The organism is Lacrimispora sp. (genome assembly GCF_032078915.1).
Classification (GTDB): domain Bacteria; phylum Bacillota; class Clostridia; order Lachnospirales; family Lachnospiraceae; genus Lacrimispora.
In genome coordinates this window covers 1-15,905 of the sequence record NZ_DAMAUN010000115.1, presented here as the reverse complement: position 1 = coordinate 15,905, position 15,905 = coordinate 1, and the positions used below count along the sequence as shown (strand labels likewise).

Here is a 15,905-nt window from a genome sequence, read left to right as displayed (position 1 = left end):
ATAGTAGGCGCCTTTTTGTTCCATCAGTTCCTCATGGCTTCCGGCCTCCATGATATTTCCCTGGTCAATTACAAATATACGGTCAGCCTTGCGAATCGTAGAAAGGCGGTGGGCAATGACAAAGGAAGTCCTGCCCCGCAGAAGTGCATCGATTCCCTGCTGTACCAGAAGCTCGGTATGGGTATCAATGCTGGAGGTAGCCTCATCAAGGATCAAAATCCCAGGCATTGACACCATGGTTCTTGCAAACGCCAGAAGCTGCCTCTGTCCGATGGAAAGGCCCGCCCCTCTCTCGCTGATCACCGTATCATATCCGTTTTCCAGCTTCATGATAAATTCATGGGCATTGACTGCTTTTGCTGCCTCTGTCACCTCGGTATCAGACGCATCCAGACGTCCGTATTTGATATTGTCCCGTATGGTTCCGGAAAACAGGAAATTGTCCTGGGTCATGATTCCCATCTGACTTCTTAAGCTATTTAAGGTCACTTCTTTTATTTCGTGTCCGTCAATAAAAATCTTTCCGCCGGTTGTCTCGTAAAAACGGCTGATCAGATTTACAATGGTGGTCTTTCCTGCGCCTGTTGGTCCTACTAACGCAATGGTTTCTCCAGGCTTGACGGAAAAATTCACGTCATCAAGAATCAGCCGGTCCGGCTCATCTCCATATGCAAAGGATACGTGCTCAAAGACCACCTCACCCTTAATATCCGGTAAGACTTTAGCCCCTTCCTGATCTGTAATTTCCGCTTCTGTATCAATGATATCAAAAATACGTTCCGCAGCGGAAATGTTGGTAGTCAGTTTATTATAAAAGTTAGCCAGATTCCGGATCGGACTCCAGAACATAGCAATATAGGTTGAAAACGCAAGAAATGTACCAATTCCGATATTTTCCACTCCAACAATCCGAATTCCTATAAAATACAGCAGAAAACCTCCCAGTCCCCAGGTTACTTCTACCAGAGGGCCGAAGCCATCCGCTACAATCACCGCATCCATGAAGGACTTATAATGCTGGTTAACCAGGTCATGAAATACCTCTTTTGTCTCCGGTTCAGCCGCAAAGCTCTGTATGATCCGGATGCCGGATAAATCTTCATGTACATAAGCATTTAGGTTTGATGTTTTTTTGCGGTAGATCCGCCACCTTCTATGAACCGTGGTCTCAATCAGAAACATGCCTACAGCCAATATAGGGAGCGTCAGCAGCGCCGCCATTGCCAGGCGGTAATTCTTTATCAGCATAATGACCGCCACACAGACGACCGTAATCAGATCCGGTATCAGCTGAGTCACACTGTCTGACAACACATCCTTTAAAGCATTCACGTCTCCAATAATTCTTGCAAGTATCTTTCCCGTCGGCCGGCTGTCAAAAAAGCCAAAACCAAGGGTCTGAATATGTTGATAAAGCTCTTCCCTGATATTCAAAAGCACTCGGTTGGATACGTCCGCCATAAGGCGCATACGCATCTTGGTGCCTGCAAGGAATAAAAGGAACAGCGCGATTGCACCAGATCCCAGCCATAAAAGGCCTGCCATATCCTTATTAGCCACACAGGAATTGATAGCATATTCCATCATAAGGGGGGCTGACATGCTGATGGCGATGGTTCCGGCCATGATAAAAAGAACGATGATGATCTCCTTTTTAAAATCCAGGAGATATCGGTACAGGCGAAGCAGGGTGTCCTTTTTAAAAACTTCCTTCTGATCTTCATCTATTCTGCTTGAATTGACTGCCATTTCATCTCCTCCTCTCCATATTGTACCTGATAGGTTTTATAATATTGTCCACGCATTTCCATAAGCTCCTCATGGGTTCCCCGTTCCACGATCCGTCCTTCATCTAAGATCAGGATCTCATCGGCACGGCGCACTGCGGAAATACGGTGGGCGATAATGATTTTCGAACTATCCTTTAATTCTGTAAGATGGGCCTCGATCTCTTTCTCTGTCTCCATATCAAGAGCCGAAGTGGAATCATCAAGGATTAACAGAGGCGTTTCTTTTGCAATGGCTCTGGCTATGCTGATCCTCTGCTTCTGTCCTCCGGAAAGCCCGACTCCCCGCTCCCCGATTACCGTATCATACTGCTCGGAAAGCTTCTGAATGAAGCCGTGGGCTCCTGCCGAAATGGAAGCCTGCTGCACGCTTTCCCATTCCGTTGCATCCTTATTTCCAGTCTTAATATTTTCCGTAATACTATCCGAAAAGAGGAATACATCCTGCATGACCACCGATACCTGACCCCTTAGATATGCTAAAGGCAGATCCTTTACATTGATCCCATCTAAAAGGATTTCTCCCTTTGTCACATCATAGAAGCGCTCGATCAGATTGACAATGGAACTTTTTCCGGAACCGGTGACCCCCATGATGCCAAGGGTTTTTCCCTTTGTTAAAGTAAAATCAATATCGCTTAAAATACTCTTTCCATCCAGTTCAAAGTCTACATGCTGAAAAGCCAGTTCTCCCTGGATCGTCTCCGGCAGGACCGGGTTTTCCGGATTGCGGATGACCGGCTGCTCCTCCATGATCTTTTTGATCTTTTTGTTGGAGGCCACCGCTGCTGCAATATCATTACTGAGCCATCCCACCATTTCCATCGGCCAGATAATGTTATTGGCATACTCGGAAAATGCCCCCAGATCTCCAATGGTCATCTTATCATTAATGACCAAAATACCGCCTGCAACAATAACTGCCATTAAAAGAACCTTAGACAAAAAGGATATGTTAGGCTGGTAGCGGACGATCAGTTTGGCCTGCTTCATGTTTAAATCGTAATACCGCTTATTGTGTTTCTTAAATTTCTCGATCTCGTAACCTTCTCTGGCAAAGGCTTTAACGGTACGGACCCCGGCCAGATTCTCCTGCGCAACCGTATTTAATTCGGCGGTCTGCTCACTGATCTTATCGTAAACCTCTCCCAAACCATTTTCCATTTTGACCGCATACCAGGCGATCAGGGGGAGAATTACCAGCGGAATCAGAGTAAGGCTGGGACTTAGACGGTACATACAGACAATAACAATGACCGTGTGAATGGAACATTCTAACACCAGCATTCCCACAAATCCGAAAGCGTTCCAGATTCGTTCCGCGTCATCCTTGATTCTGGCCATCAATTCTCCTGTATTGTGGCTGTCAAAATACCCCATGGACAGGGTCTGGATGTGGTCAAATAAATCCTTCCTTAAGCTGCATCCGATCCCGGATGCGGCGTAGTCAAATATAAATTCCTTTGTGTACTGAAGCACCGCTCTTCCAAGTCCAATTCCCACAAGCCCTAAAAGCAGCCTCATGAGAATCTGCATCTCTCCCCCCACAATAACATCGTCAATAATATGCTTTGTGATCTGGGGAGCCGTTGCATCCAAAAGAATGCTGACGACCATAGCCACAATCGCCAAAACATACAGAAAGCTGTACTTCTTTCCATACTTCCATAGATTTTTCATACTTTTCCTCCTTTATTTACTGCAAGCATGAATGGGTTATCAGCCCATATATGTAAAAAAACCGAAAAAAACTGCATAGTGCGGTCTTTTTCGGTAAATTGCAAAAAAATAGCCGCAGTCAATTCAGACTGCGGTTAAAAACTCATTGAAGCAGCTCCTGATTAGAGCCGTCACTTATCCCTTGACATGGATCATCATGAGATTCTATCTTCACTGAGGCAGACTGAATTAATATAAAATAATTTTTCTATTCTATTCATTCCATTTGTATAATAGTTGCGTTTCATAGTATCTGCCTCCTTTTCTTAGAATTATTGGTATTAATTGTACAATTACTAGAATACTGCCAACTCTTTATTTTGTCAAGCAATTTATCACTTATCTTTATCTATTACTTTTTTCGATCCGGTCAATCCCTTTTCCCATGCAAAAAAGCGGCTTTGGAGCTGTATTCTCCAAAACCGCTTTCTGCCTGCTTTCTATTTATTTAACCGGATAAAAACCTGAAGGAGATTCACTTAGATTAATCATGATATTCTTTGTCTGGGTGTAGTGTTCCAGAATGACCTTATGTGTCTCACGGCCGATTCCCGAATTCTTGTATCCGCCGAAAGGAGCTCCCTCAGGAATGGAATTATAGGTATTTACCCACATACGACCGGTCTCTACCGCTCTGGCAACCCGTATTGCCCTATTGATGTCCCTGGTCCATACTGCTCCGCCCAGTCCGTACTGGCTGTCATTGGCCATGGCCACAACCTCTTCCTCTGTCTTAAACTTAATAATACATGCCACAGGTCCGAAGATCTCTTCTTGTGCCACCCTCATGTCGTTTGTCACATTGCCAAGGAGTGTAGGCCTTAAAAAAGCTCCGTTTTCCAGTCCGTCCTCCAGAATCTGCTCTCCGCCGCAAAGTACAGCGGCTCCTTCCGATTTTCCTATCTCTATGTAGCTCAGAATTTCCTTCATATGCCCTTTGCTGATCTGACTTCCCATCTGGGTATTTTCATCCCACGGAAGGCCGACCCTTACTTGGTTAAACCGTTTAACAGCTTCTTCCACAAACTTGTCGTAAATGCTTTCCTGCACAAAGACCCTGGAACCCGCACAGCACACCTGGCCCTGGTTAAAGAGAATACCCAGCTGTAAACCATCCATGGCCATCTCCCAATTGCAGTCCTCAAAGAAAATATTAGCTGATTTGCCGCCCAGCTCCAAAGTAGCCGGTATCAGCTTTTCCGCTGCTGCAAGGGCCACGTTCTTTCCTACTTCCGTTGAGCCGGTAAATGCCAGCTTCCGGAAACCTTCATGTTCCAAAATATACTGCCCGGACTTGGAACCTGCTCCGGTAATAACATTGAACACCCCGGCAGGTATTACATCCTGGATCAGCCTTGCCAGTTCCAGAATGCTGAGAGAAGTGGTGCTGGAGGTCTTAAAGACTGAACAGCAGCCGCTTGCCAGTACCGGCGCCAGCTTCCAGGCTGCCATCAGGAAGGGGAAATTCCAGGGAACGATTTGCCCAACCACGCCGATAGGCTCTTTGAGGATCAGACTTAGGGTATTTTCTCCCAGCATATTGGCACTGCCCTCTTCCGCAAGTATACAGCCTGCAAAATAGCGGAAATGCTGAGCTGCAAGAGGAATATCGACCGACATTGTTTCCCTTATGGGTTTCCCGTTATCCAGGGTTTCCACCATGGCAAGATGTTCCTTATTTGCATCTATGATATCCGCAATCTTATTCAGAATGGCAGATCTCTGGTTTACCGGTACATGCTTCCAGGTCTCAAAAGCCTTCCATGCTTCCCGGACCGCCTCATCAACGTCTTCCTTTGTTGCCTCGGCGCACTCAGTCAGCACCCTCCCATCGGCCGGGCAGATACTTGGAAATGTTTTTCCATCAGAAGCATCCTTCCACTGTCCGCCTATGAATAACTGATATTTCTTTTGAAGTTCTACGTTCTGCATAATTTTATCTCCTCTCTTTTTTTTTTCTTTAGTTCCGGTATCTTTATTTATGGTTCCATTATACCCTTGCAATTTAATCTGTCAATTTAAATATTTTTTTAACATTATTGATATTTAATTATCTTTCAATGTTTATTTTTTAACATTATGCAATATTTTTGCCCATTAAATAAATTCATTTGGAAACAAATATTTTAAACAGGATTCAATTTATCGATTCTGTTGAATTTCTTCTATCCCAATCCGAGTTAATTTTATTTATAATTTGATATCTTTTTCACATCTTAGTTTTTTTCAGCATAAGATTTTTTAAGGTATTTAAGCTATTTTCTGTAAATAAAAAACCGCAGTTCATCTAAACTGCGGTCAAAAACTTATAGAAGCAGCTCCTGATCAGAGCCGTCACGCATCCCATGATACCGCTTCTTCGTCCGGATAAATTCCTTCCACTTGCAGCAGTCATTTAGATGAAGCATGACATGGCGGGTAGGCGGCATCAGTAAAATCCCTGCAACGTCCTTTTTACCCCAAAAATCCAGAAGCCAGACAGAATCTTCCTGTTTTGTCACTCCGCCTTCTGAAAGGATTTTATCAAGCCCTGATGACGGAACTCTCGTTCTCATATCGGCTGATGATAAATTTTTAACTATATTCCTGGTTCTGATTCCGACCTCGTTCCGGTAATGAAGCAGCTCTGTAACATTGATTTTTCTGCTTAGATCCATGATCTCATCGTCTGACAGGGAATTGCCGGTATCTGTAATGGGAGAGTTCATTCTTTGTTTCCACCCACCATCAAAGAGCTGGTTTCCGCCTCCTACCAGGATCCCCATGGTCAGATCTTCGATCCTGGCAATATGCCATAAAGCCCATGCTATGGTTTCATCCTTTCCAGTTGGCATGACGGCGTACTCATCTGCTTTTAGATCTCCAAGAAGTCTGTCCACTTCATTTTCTTCCCCTTTCGATACTTCTGAAAGGTGAAGTTTCCTGTGCAGGTCTAAAAAGAGAACTTTTGCCTTCTCGATTTCATCTTCCTTACGGATTATTTTATTTAAAGCCTTATGCGCATCGCTTAAACCTTCTCCAAAGTATTTCATATGTTCCACCTGTAACCACACTTTGTTTGCCGGGGAGTCCTGAAGAAATATCAACTACCCAAGCAATTCACTTTGTTTCTTCTTCGTCAGCCCGGCTAATACCAGACGGTATGATTTTTCCAGTAAATCCTTCAGCAAATCATCAGAAACGTTTCCATCTGCTTTTATGGAATTCCAGTGAACCTTATTCATATAATAGCCGGGGATGATATCCTCATACTGCTGTCTTAAAAACTGCCCTTCTACCGGTTCCAGCTTTAATGTGATCAAAGAGTCCCTGCCCTGGTCATCCTTGCACACCGCCGCAAACATCTTATCGCCTAGAAGATACCTGGTCCAATTCCATTCTTCCTTGAAATCACTGGATACACCTTTCATTGATTTCAAATATTCATCAATCCACTGATACCTCATATATTTCCTCCGAATCATATTTATTACTTTTTATTGGGCCTTCTTTTTATCTTTAACAGCTGCATCATATCATCGAATAGCAATTGATCCTTTATCATAAACATGATCCATTTTCCATCGTGGTAGGTCGTTGATTCATCATATACCTTCTGGACCTCCGGGGAATAGTTCTGCCTTTCCCGTTCAAAGGTTTCCCGCTCCGCTTGTCCCAGAATTACCATGAATCCAAAGCAGTCCTCTTTGGCATACAACGCGCAAAGGGTTTTCCCGCCTCGGCGGTATTTGTACTCGTACTTCCACCTTTTGCCGCCGCTGTTCCACTGGCGTTCCATATCATACTTCTCTTCGATTCTTTCACAAAGGCTTTTCCATGCTTCAAACAAAGTCTCCCCTATCAGGGAAGCCATTTCTTCTTGTGATGGTATCTTTTCCAGCATAATATCCCCCTCTTTCAACAAGTTTACCGTGCATAAGTTACCGGTGCATCCATTCGCTTTTCCGTTTTCTCCGCTGTCAGCCCGCTGTCCAGAACCTCTTTATAAAATGCTTTTACATTGAAACCTCATACTTCTTCCTTTATTTAGAAATTATACCAAGTCACTCGCGCGGTGGCTAGCCCCTTAGGCAATTTTTTTTTAGGTACTTGACAGTTTCATTCATTTGCCGCCCCTCTCCACCCAGTATGATTTTTACTGATCCGGTTTCTATGGACAACCGTTTTCCGGTCAGAGCTGTGATTTTAGTAATATCCTGAAACAGGATCTGTCTCTTTCTCCCCAAAATGTCAAATGCGTTGATGCCGGCTTGAGTGAACACATAGCATTTGACCAGAGAATATAACATGAGAAATGAACCCAGCAAAAGGCTTACAAAAAGGAAAATCACTGTATTAACAACGGCATTTCTGCTGGTAAATAACCGGCTGCCATCTGCAAAGCACCAATAAAGAAGAACCGCGGCTTCGCCCCATAGCGCAGCTCCCAATACAGCGGTAAAAAGAGTCTCACGCAGAACATACACGTCTTTCTCCATTTTTCTGTACCGTCTTTTTCCAACAACCACAAAGGTGGCTGATACAATAGCAAAAGCAAAAAAAGCAATGATATATAATAAAGCATCCATAATAATCTCCCTATGAAAAATTTCCATTATGCACAAGCAACAAATCCAGAATGCAGGGATGCACATTTAAAGCCAATAAATCCCGTGCGAAAGCCATGGCAGCTATTTCAGACAGAGCAGACGCCCTGACGTGAAACTTCAGCTTCCCAAAGGCTGTAATTCTTATGCGGCTTATGCCGTCAGTAAGCTTTCCTTCATAATCAAGAAAATGAAAAAACTCATGTGCCAAAATTATCTCTTCCGCCAAAGAACTGTTGAACACTCCCAAACGTTCCTTTTCCAGAAACTGCTGTACTTTTGACACACGTTCTTCATAAACAGTAATCAAATCAGGCTCTTCAAATTCGGCAAACAGATAAGGACGAAGCAGCTTTAAGGGATCGTCCAGAACCTTATCTATCCGGCATCCAGCTGCTTCAATCAGGTTTTTTATTGAAACAGCCGAATGTCCTGCAATGATTCTTCTGGATGCGGATATCCCAATCCAAGCGGCAGCCTGTGCAGACTGTTCTCTTAATTCAGGTTCGATTCTGTGACAAAACCGGTCATGGCTCCATAAATATTCATGCCAGGCCCAATCGGGTATATCTGCCAAATAGCGATCCAGGTAACCTTCCATATTACATTTCGCTTCTGGCACCAATCAAAATCACGGATTCCCCAGGAGCCAGACCGGCAAATTCCGTCCCCATAATGATTTTCAATTGCTCCAGACTTATGGTATTGGCAAAATCCAGGACTTTGCCTTCTATGCACAGGTAAAGATCCGGCGTCCTTTCCATCTCGTTTTTATAAGAAAGCATGGATTTCCACATTTTTTCTACTTCTTCTTCCCAGACGTCTCCTGTAAATGTCACCGCTTTCGCATCGCCTCTTTGTACCTTGATAAAACCTTTCTTATCAAGAAGGCGGAGCTGCGTCTTTTGATTTTTTACGGCGGTAAATACATAGAACAGATCATTCGATATGGGGCATTCCAAATCAGATTCCGGCAAATTCATGGAAGCCGCCGCCAGCGTTCTGGCTTCTTTTTCATCACAGGCTTTTAAAAGGTCCGTTGTCTGTACTTCTGTGGAACCTAAGGCAATGGCCGTAATCTTATTGGTCTGGGGATCAATCTCTATCTGCACTTCTATAGAATCTGGCACGGCTCCACTCTTTATGGCAAGGGTCTTGGCTTCTTTTTTAATATCTACGATATCCGCACCGGTTGGATTGGGCACGACCCGTTCTACCACATCCCGAACCATAGCCAGGGCTACGCCTATGGATGATATGACTTCCGCATATTCGGGTATGGAATAATTAAGCTTCATCGTCTCAGCGGTAAACGGCAGCAAGGCAGACGCACCGCCGCCACAGCCAACCAAAGAGATCTGATCTGCCTCTATTTTATATTTTTCGGCAAATCCGGTAATGACCGGAGCGACCTTTTCGCAGGATTTTGCCAGAATCTGGCGCGCGCATTCTTCTATGGAGACACCTAAATAGTCCGCCAAAGGCTTCATACAAATGCGTGCAGATTCCACATTTCCCCGGCTGTAATCTCCATCCTTTACATAGCCTAAAATGTTAGCAGCGCATGAATTGGTTATGGTCACCCGTTCTCCGCTCGCCAGCCTGATTCGCACATAATCCCCGGGATCTCCTGCTTTCGGTGCAAAAAACTCCAGTTCGGGTTCATCAATATCCTTAAACGGAGTATAAACAGCATATTTTGCACCTGCTATGTGGGCGCTTCGCGGCCCCACATCCACCAGCTTCCCGTTTGCAGCTCTTACCATCGATCCCCCTGCTACTCCGAGAACAGTTACATCCAATGAATTGACATAGGTTCGGTGTCCTCCAACCACGGCATACTCCACAGCCGGACGTCCATTTTTGATAACACCTATGTTTGTAGAAGTGCCTCCCACTTCAAAGTAAATACCATTGGATGCCCTCAGATACATTAAGGCTCCGATAACGCTGGCTGCCGGACCGGAAAGCATGGTCAAAACCGGTCTTTTTTTCATTTCGCCAATATCCATAACACCTCCGTCGCCGCGCATAATCATCAGGGGTACGTTGATTCCTGAGCTGCGTACGGCGCTTTCAGTGGAATTGGCTGTATTCATCATTTTTGGCAGGATGGAAGCATTGATGGCGGCGGTACGGGTTCTGCTGGTCAGGCCGTAAAGCTTTGATATATCAGAGGCGATTGATACCATCATGCCATTTTTCTCCGCATATACCCGTACCCTCTCCTCATCATCGTTAGAATCAACACCAAACGCCTGTGATGCCACCAGAACCTGTGCCCCTCCATCCCGCAATTGTTCCACCGCACCTTCTATTCCTTTATCATCCGCTTTTTTTACCGGAAGATATGTATGGTTTATTTCTATTTTCCGCCCTGTACCCAGATCAATATCCGGCACGGCGGACTGCTTCTTTGATAAAATGCCGCCAAGGCCTCCGGGCCCCATTCCCAGTATTCCGACCTTTGCCACATCGCCCTCCAGCAGCGCATTGGTCGCCTGGGTTGTGGAATGTGCGATGAATACTACATCATCCGGCTTGATGCCATTTGCAGTCAGACAATTCTTAAAACATTCGATTACACCAGCTGCCACCCCCAGTTCATGGTCATGGCTGGTCATGACAATGCTTTGTCCAACGATTTCATGGGTGGCATTATCGATGGCTACAGCCTTCGTATGGGTGCCGCCCACATCGATACCAACTCTTATTTCTCTGCTCATATGAAACAATCCTCCAATCAATCATGAGGCAGGCATTTTCCCTTTCTCTGGTAATTTCCTGCTTTACATATGCTGTGCCTTCCACTATTGGAGGCAGTTTTATTCATTCGGCTACACAAACATAAAATAAGCAACCATCTCCAAAACCAGTGCTGCAACCAGTGCGAAAGGCAGGCAGGTCTTAAAATACTGTTTCAAATCTGTCTTGGTATAGCCGATTGCCCACAGACACCAGGACTGGGTAGGGCAAATAGAACCGTTAATGGTCGTGGCCGGTACCATGAACAGCGGAAACAATATCATCGGTGTAAACACACCGCCGATTGCCTGGAACATTGCCAGCGTAGCGGCTCCTGCTCCCCATACAGTCAAAGGCCCGCGGAACAGTGCCATCACCGAAAATACGCCGAATATAACAAAAAGAATCAGGAGATTAGAAGGCAGCACAGGCTGCATAATCGGTGCCAGCAAAGGCGCGCAAACTTTTGCAGAACGCAGGAACATCTGCAAGAAGAATAGGAATGCAAACACCAGCGCTACATCGGTCACACCGTCATGGAATGTTTTTTGTACCATATCCCCTATGTCTTTCATGTTCTTTAGATTGCCTGTAAAGACCAGTGCCCAAAGCACTGCGACCAATATGGCGGTAATTGGCTTAAAGTTTAAGAACACAGAGAGACAAACAGGAATCACCGGGGTCAGAAGCGCCAGGGCTCCTACCTTTTTCTCACCCTGATCAGATTTCGCTGCCCATGGGTGTTTTTTTGCGGTTCCTCTGCTGCTAATTAAGATCATCAGGACAACAGCCAGCATCTGAATGCCAAAAGCAATAAACCCATAGGTTTTCCAAGTAGGAATCGTTATATCAAATTCTGGAATCAAAGCGCCTACCTGCTTTAACCAACCATTATTTAAATACAGTCCGGCTCCCACGCTCATCAAAAAGGATGCCGAAGCCAGATGAGTGGAGATTCCAAGAGATAGTAAAATGGGAAAAATGATTACGCCAATAGCAACCACTGAACCGGCGCCATAGGCTGATGTAAAAATCAAGCTTGTTACTATAGAAAGAAGGATACAGGTAAGAGCCGGCTTGTCGCCGCCCCATTCCACTGCTGTCCGAATCAGGGTTCTGGCTATTCCCGTATCCACCAGAATTCGCCCAAACCAGGAACCGAAAATAATAATGGCAGCCGTAGACCCCCATAGTTCAGGTCCCTGCTCAAAAATACCATTATTAATATCAATCACGCCCTCCGCGGTACTGGACCAGGCGGTCACTCCAGCGATGGCACCTAATCCTGCCCATAATACTGCCATCACGAAGAAGCCTATCATGAGGTTTCCACCCTTTGCGGCATATATGGCAAATGCCACATATGTAATCAGTAACAAAATACCTACTACCGTGTTCATCATTCTCTTTCCTCCTAAAATAAGTTTAGATACCGGTTAACAAGCACCTTATCATAACGAGCTGTCTTTCTATCCATTGGGCCATTTGACTATTTTCATATCAAAAAAGCGAAAACATTCAACAAATACCACAATATCACAGAGATATTTACTCATTATATTTATTTATACTGAATATCATTTTTAATTACAAGGGAATTTATGTAAAAAAATATATTTTGTGAAAAGAGCTTTAGAAACCGGTTTCTAAATTATGCAATTTTTACAACTCATACTAGCTATTTTAATAGATATTGTTTCCGAAACTTGACTTTAAAAGAAAATATACTATAATAAAATTAAAGAAAACGGTTTCTTAAACTTATTCTATCTCGTATATTACAGAAGGAGGAGCAAGCATTGTCCGAACGATCACTGACCATTCAGGATATAGCAAACTTAGCTGGGGTATCGAAAGCAACTGTCTCCCGATATTTAAACGGCAAATATGAATATATGTCCCTTCAGACAAAAGAGAGAATTGAACATATTATTGATGCCACAGGATATCAGCCGAATCATCTGGCGCGCACATTGAAAAGCAAACGCAGCATGATGGCTGGCATCGTGGTTGCAGATATCGGCAGCCCTTTTACTTCGGCGGCTGTCAGAAGCATTGGTATTTCCTTACGTGAAAAAGGTTATGGAATCATCACTGCAAGCAGTGATAACAGTTATGAACTGGAAAAAGAATATCTGCGCTCTCTTATGGCACAGCAGGTAGACGGTCTTATTGTAAATACCACGATGCGCCATAATCCTTATCTGATCAGACTGGCAAACGACGGGGTTCCCGTGGTGCTGTTGGATCGCAGCATTGATAACTATATGTTTGACATGACATATATTTCAAATCAGATTCCTTTAATCCATGCCATTGAGCATTTAAAAGAGGAGGGATATGGACGCATTGCTCTATTTACACAACCCTTTGATCATGTTTTCCCCCGTGCCGCAAGGCAGGAGGCTTTCCTGGAAAAAATGAGAGACTTGGGCGAAAAGGATCCTTTTAAGTCCATATATGTATCTGATATATCAAATTTAGATTCCGTCGCGAATCAGGTGTATGCATTTTATCAGGCAGGAGAACGGGATGTGACTCCTTCGGCCATCATAGCGGCCGACGGCATGATGTTAATGACATGCGCACAGGCAATCCTTTCTCTGGGAATTCCCATGCCTCACGGTATAGGTCTTATGGGCTATGACGACTTGGGAAAGCTCAGTGAGCTTGGCTGGGCATCCATGGCAGGGGGAGGACTTACAACTATGACGCCCTCTGTCGATAAGCTGGGTGAAATGGCAGCGGAGTTTCTCTTGGAACGCATGGTGGAGGCAAATTCTTCCAAGCGTACTTATCAGGTGGAGGCTCCCTTAATCCGGCGTGGCAGCACCGCCCATGGACGCATTGACCGTGACTTAAGCATCGGCTCGCCCAAGCCTCCCTATTGGGCAATCAATAACACACAGGGCAAGTGGTGGGTGTAGACAGAAGCTTTAGATACAGGAACAGTTGGGTGCTGTTCAGATTATAAAATCACTTGTGAAATACGGCAGGGCTGACTCATCGTCAGCCCTCAGACTGTAGACAAAGACGGTGTCAGGACGCAAGTCCCAGCACCGTCTTTATCTACAGTCTGATACCCGCTTACTTAATAATAAGCAAGCGGGTATTTTGTTATCCAGGGTATAATGTAAGCCAGATCAACCATTTTTGCCACAAGTCACTTTTGCAGATCCAGAATATGATTTTCCACTGCTATTGTTTTTAACAGTAAGCGATGCACCCACATATGCATCCGAAAGTGTACTTGAGCCTCCCTTGTTTGTACTCCAAGAGGTTTCAGTATAGCCAGACTTAACAGACCTGGAGTGACTAGCGCTTGTAACTGTGGCTTTACTTCCATCATAGGAGAATGATCCTTTTACTGTGATTGTAGCAGCAACAGCGGAACCATTTTTTATCTCCACTGTCGAACTTTGAGTCAGTGTTCCCGATGATGATCTTAGTAGGCCGGCCCCATTACGTTCAGTTGTTATTGTTTCCGTCGAAGTAAACTCATCGCCCAAATCATATACCGTAACCTCGACATGCTTGTACGGAGTAACCCATGTTTCGCTATGGGAGATGATATTCCCATTTGTATTGTCGGGTGTCTCGCTTGCAAAAGCCGCAGTTGGCATGACGAAAGTTAAAATCATTACTAACAGAGTCGCCAATAAGGCTTTGCTCGATAGCTTCGTGTCCTTTAAATTTTGCATAATTTAAATCTCCTTTCAATATTTTGTACTGTGCTTAACGTGGACAGAAATTCCTTTGGTAGGTTTACTATGCTCACTTGGTTGAATGATAAAGCTACTTGAGAATAATGAAATCCTAATCTTCCCAAACAATACTGCCGTTGGCTATTCCGCTAAGAATCTCATCCCATTGTTCTGCCGAAAACATACCTTCATCTGCATGCCCCACACTGGTAATTTTTTTAACTGTCGTTGTCGTTACTGTGGAGGTAAATCCATCACCTAAATCGTAAATTGTAGTTGTAATAGACTCAAACGGCGTGAGCCACTTCTCATCATGAGAAATAATGCGATCAACGACAATATCACTCTTATAAATCGATATACCTATGCCAAAGAGAAAAATCGTCACCAACAAAATCTTAATTGGTGCATTCATGTTATTGAGACGTAGCATAAAACTTCCCTCCATGTTATACTAATGGTCTGTTATTGCAAGTTGACTTTGTTATATTTTGATATGATCTAAGTTGAATTAAAATCCATACTCAACCATTTTTACCGCAGGTCACCATTCCGTTGCCAACGTAAGTTTTTCCGCTACTGTTGTTTTTAACAGTAAGCATTGCGTTCACCATCGCATCACCATACGAAGTACTTGAGTCTCGCTGATTTGTACTCCAAGAATCTTCAGTATAGCCAGATTTAACAGACCTGGAGTGACTAGCGCTTGTAACTGTGGCTTTACTTCCATCATAGGAGAATGATCCTTTTACTGTGATTGTAGCAGCAACAGCGGAACCATTTTTTATCTCCACCGTTGAACTCTTAGTTTTTGTTCCAAATGCCCTGAGGAGGCCGGACTCATATTCTTCAGTTATTGTTTCCGTGGATGTAAACCCATCACCCAAATCATATACCGTAACCTCAGCGTGTTTGTAGGGAGTGACCCATGTTTCGCTATGGGAGATTATATTCCCATTTGTATTGTCGGGTGTCTCGCTTGCAAAAGCCGCAGTTGGCATGACGAAAGTTAACATCATTATTAACAGAGTCGCCAATATGGCTTTGATCGCTAGCCTCGTGTCCTTGAAATTTTGCATAATTTTAATCTCCATTCAATATTTTGTACTGTTCTCAACGTGGGCAGAGAGACTGTTTATTTGGTTTTTTTAATCATAGACTTTTACAACCTTTCTTCTAAATTTGAATTAATATCCATCAATTGATATTTTAGATGCTACAATAATATATAAATATTATCAAGAGTGTTGCCGTATATAGCAAGCCGGTGTCGTGAATAGCATAATAATGGCTGTTATGAGAAAATAGGAGGTCAATTGCAATCCGAGCTTCCCGTTTTGTAATCGAATTTCACAGTTTGAAAT

14 protein-coding genes are annotated in these 15,905 nt (G+C 44.0%); 1 reads left to right on the top strand and 13 read right to left on the bottom strand.

The window, feature by feature from the left end; translation table 11 throughout:
• The 10 genes from RT269_RS27010 to RT269_RS26965 form a co-directional block, all read right to left on the bottom strand.
• A partial coding sequence (locus tag RT269_RS27010; protein WP_313187347.1) for an ABC transporter ATP-binding protein occupies nucleotides 1–1,749 on the bottom strand: 1,749 nt, incomplete at its 3' end.
• Nucleotides 1,725–3,467 (bottom strand): ABC transporter ATP-binding protein, encoded by a 1,743-nt coding sequence (locus RT269_RS27005; protein ID WP_313187345.1) that lies wholly within the window; start codon nucleotides 3,465–3,467, stop codon nucleotides 1,725–1,727. The genes RT269_RS27005 and RT269_RS27010, both read right to left, overlap by 25 nt.
• A gap of 483 nt (nucleotides 3,468–3,950) precedes the next feature.
• Nucleotides 3,951–5,438 (bottom strand): aldehyde dehydrogenase family protein, encoded by a 1,488-nt coding sequence (locus tag RT269_RS27000; protein WP_313187344.1) that lies wholly within the window; start codon nucleotides 5,436–5,438, stop codon nucleotides 3,951–3,953.
• Nucleotides 5,439–5,812: 374 nt separating this feature from the next.
• Nucleotides 5,813–6,538: a DinB family protein gene (locus tag RT269_RS26995; RefSeq protein ID WP_313187342.1), complete on the bottom strand. Its 726-nt coding sequence runs from the start codon at nucleotides 6,536–6,538 to the stop codon at nucleotides 5,813–5,815.
• A gap of 54 nt (nucleotides 6,539–6,592) precedes the next feature.
• A complete protein-coding gene (locus RT269_RS26990; protein WP_313187341.1) occupies nucleotides 6,593–6,952 on the bottom strand; it encodes an MmcQ/YjbR family DNA-binding protein in 360 nt (119 codons plus the stop codon).
• A 23-nt stretch (nucleotides 6,953–6,975) separates the two neighbouring features.
• Nucleotides 6,976–7,389 (bottom strand): DUF3788 domain-containing protein, encoded by a 414-nt coding sequence (locus RT269_RS26985; protein WP_313187339.1) that lies wholly within the window; start codon nucleotides 7,387–7,389, stop codon nucleotides 6,976–6,978.
• A 175-nt stretch (nucleotides 7,390–7,564) separates the two neighbouring features.
• A complete protein-coding gene (locus tag RT269_RS26980) occupies nucleotides 7,565–8,074 on the bottom strand; it encodes a hypothetical protein (protein ID WP_313187337.1) in 510 nt (169 codons plus the stop codon).
• Nucleotides 8,075–8,084: 10 nt separating this feature from the next.
• Nucleotides 8,085–8,693 (bottom strand): hypothetical protein, encoded by a 609-nt coding sequence (locus RT269_RS26975; protein ID WP_313187335.1) that lies wholly within the window; start codon nucleotides 8,691–8,693, stop codon nucleotides 8,085–8,087.
• Nucleotide 8,694: 1 nt separating this feature from the next.
• Complete coding sequence (locus RT269_RS26970; RefSeq protein ID WP_313187333.1) at nucleotides 8,695–10,818, bottom strand: hydantoinase/oxoprolinase family protein; 2,124 nt, start codon at nucleotides 10,816–10,818, stop codon at nucleotides 8,695–8,697.
• Nucleotides 10,819–10,929: 111 nt separating this feature from the next.
• Nucleotides 10,930–12,240, bottom strand: coding sequence for a citrate transporter (locus tag RT269_RS26965; RefSeq protein ID WP_313187332.1), 1,311 nt, complete (start codon nucleotides 12,238–12,240; stop codon nucleotides 10,930–10,932).
• A 396-nt stretch (nucleotides 12,241–12,636) separates the two neighbouring features.
• On the opposite strand from RT269_RS26965, the gene RT269_RS26960 reads away from it, so the two are divergent.
• Complete coding sequence (locus tag RT269_RS26960) at nucleotides 12,637–13,764, top strand: LacI family DNA-binding transcriptional regulator (RefSeq protein ID WP_313187330.1); 1,128 nt, start codon at nucleotides 12,637–12,639, stop codon at nucleotides 13,762–13,764.
• Between the two features lie 216 nt (nucleotides 13,765–13,980).
• Here the strand turns inward: RT269_RS26960 and RT269_RS26955 are convergent, their stop codons facing one another.
• The 3 genes from RT269_RS26955 to RT269_RS26945 all read right to left on the bottom strand — a co-directional run bounded on the left by RT269_RS26955 (nucleotide 13,981) and on the right by RT269_RS26945 (nucleotide 15,620).
• Nucleotides 13,981–14,538 carry a hypothetical protein gene (locus RT269_RS26955; RefSeq protein WP_313187328.1) on the bottom strand — a complete coding sequence of 186 codons (558 nt, stop codon included), beginning with the start codon at nucleotides 14,536–14,538 and terminating at the stop codon, nucleotides 13,981–13,983.
• A gap of 115 nt (nucleotides 14,539–14,653) precedes the next feature.
• A complete protein-coding gene (locus RT269_RS26950) occupies nucleotides 14,654–14,974 on the bottom strand; it encodes a hypothetical protein (RefSeq protein ID WP_312448143.1) in 321 nt (106 codons plus the stop codon).
• A 91-nt stretch (nucleotides 14,975–15,065) separates the two neighbouring features.
• On the bottom strand, nucleotides 15,066–15,620 hold the full coding sequence (locus tag RT269_RS26945) for a hypothetical protein (RefSeq protein WP_313187326.1): 555 nt from the start codon (nucleotides 15,618–15,620) through the stop codon (nucleotides 15,066–15,068).
• Between the last annotated feature and the right edge of the window lie 285 nt (nucleotides 15,621–15,905).

Excerpts from the sequence above, each read along its gene's own strand:
- RT269_RS26955 (WP_313187328.1), bottom strand. The coding sequence starts at position 14,538 with ATGCAAAATTTAAAGGACACGAAGCTATCGAGCAAAGCCTTATTGGCG.
- RT269_RS26975 (WP_313187335.1), bottom strand. The coding sequence starts at position 8,693 with ATGGAAGGTTACCTGGATCGCTATTTGGCAGATATACCCGATTGGGCC.
- RT269_RS26990 (WP_313187341.1), bottom strand. The coding sequence starts at position 6,952 with ATGAGGTATCAGTGGATTGATGAATATTTGAAATCAATGAAAGGTGTA.
- RT269_RS26985 (WP_313187339.1), bottom strand. The coding sequence starts at position 7,389 with ATGCTGGAAAAGATACCATCACAAGAAGAAATGGCTTCCCTGATAGGG.
- RT269_RS27005 (WP_313187345.1), bottom strand. The coding sequence starts at position 3,467 with ATGAAAAATCTATGGAAGTATGGAAAGAAGTACAGCTTTCTGTATGTT.
- RT269_RS27000 (WP_313187344.1), bottom strand. The coding sequence starts at position 5,438 with ATGCAGAACGTAGAACTTCAAAAGAAATATCAGTTATTCATAGGCGGA.
- RT269_RS26995 (WP_313187342.1), bottom strand. The coding sequence starts at position 6,538 with ATGAAATACTTTGGAGAAGGTTTAAGCGATGCGCATAAGGCTTTAAAT.
- RT269_RS26970 (WP_313187333.1), bottom strand. The coding sequence starts at position 10,818 with ATGAGCAGAGAAATAAGAGTTGGTATCGATGTGGGCGGCACCCATACG.
- RT269_RS26980 (WP_313187337.1), bottom strand. The coding sequence starts at position 8,074 with ATGGATGCTTTATTATATATCATTGCTTTTTTTGCTTTTGCTATTGTA.
- RT269_RS26945 (WP_313187326.1), bottom strand. The coding sequence starts at position 15,620 with ATGCAAAATTTCAAGGACACGAGGCTAGCGATCAAAGCCATATTGGCG.
- RT269_RS26950 (WP_312448143.1), bottom strand. The coding sequence starts at position 14,974 with ATGCTACGTCTCAATAACATGAATGCACCAATTAAGATTTTGTTGGTG.
- RT269_RS26965 (WP_313187332.1), bottom strand. The coding sequence starts at position 12,240 with ATGATGAACACGGTAGTAGGTATTTTGTTACTGATTACATATGTGGCA.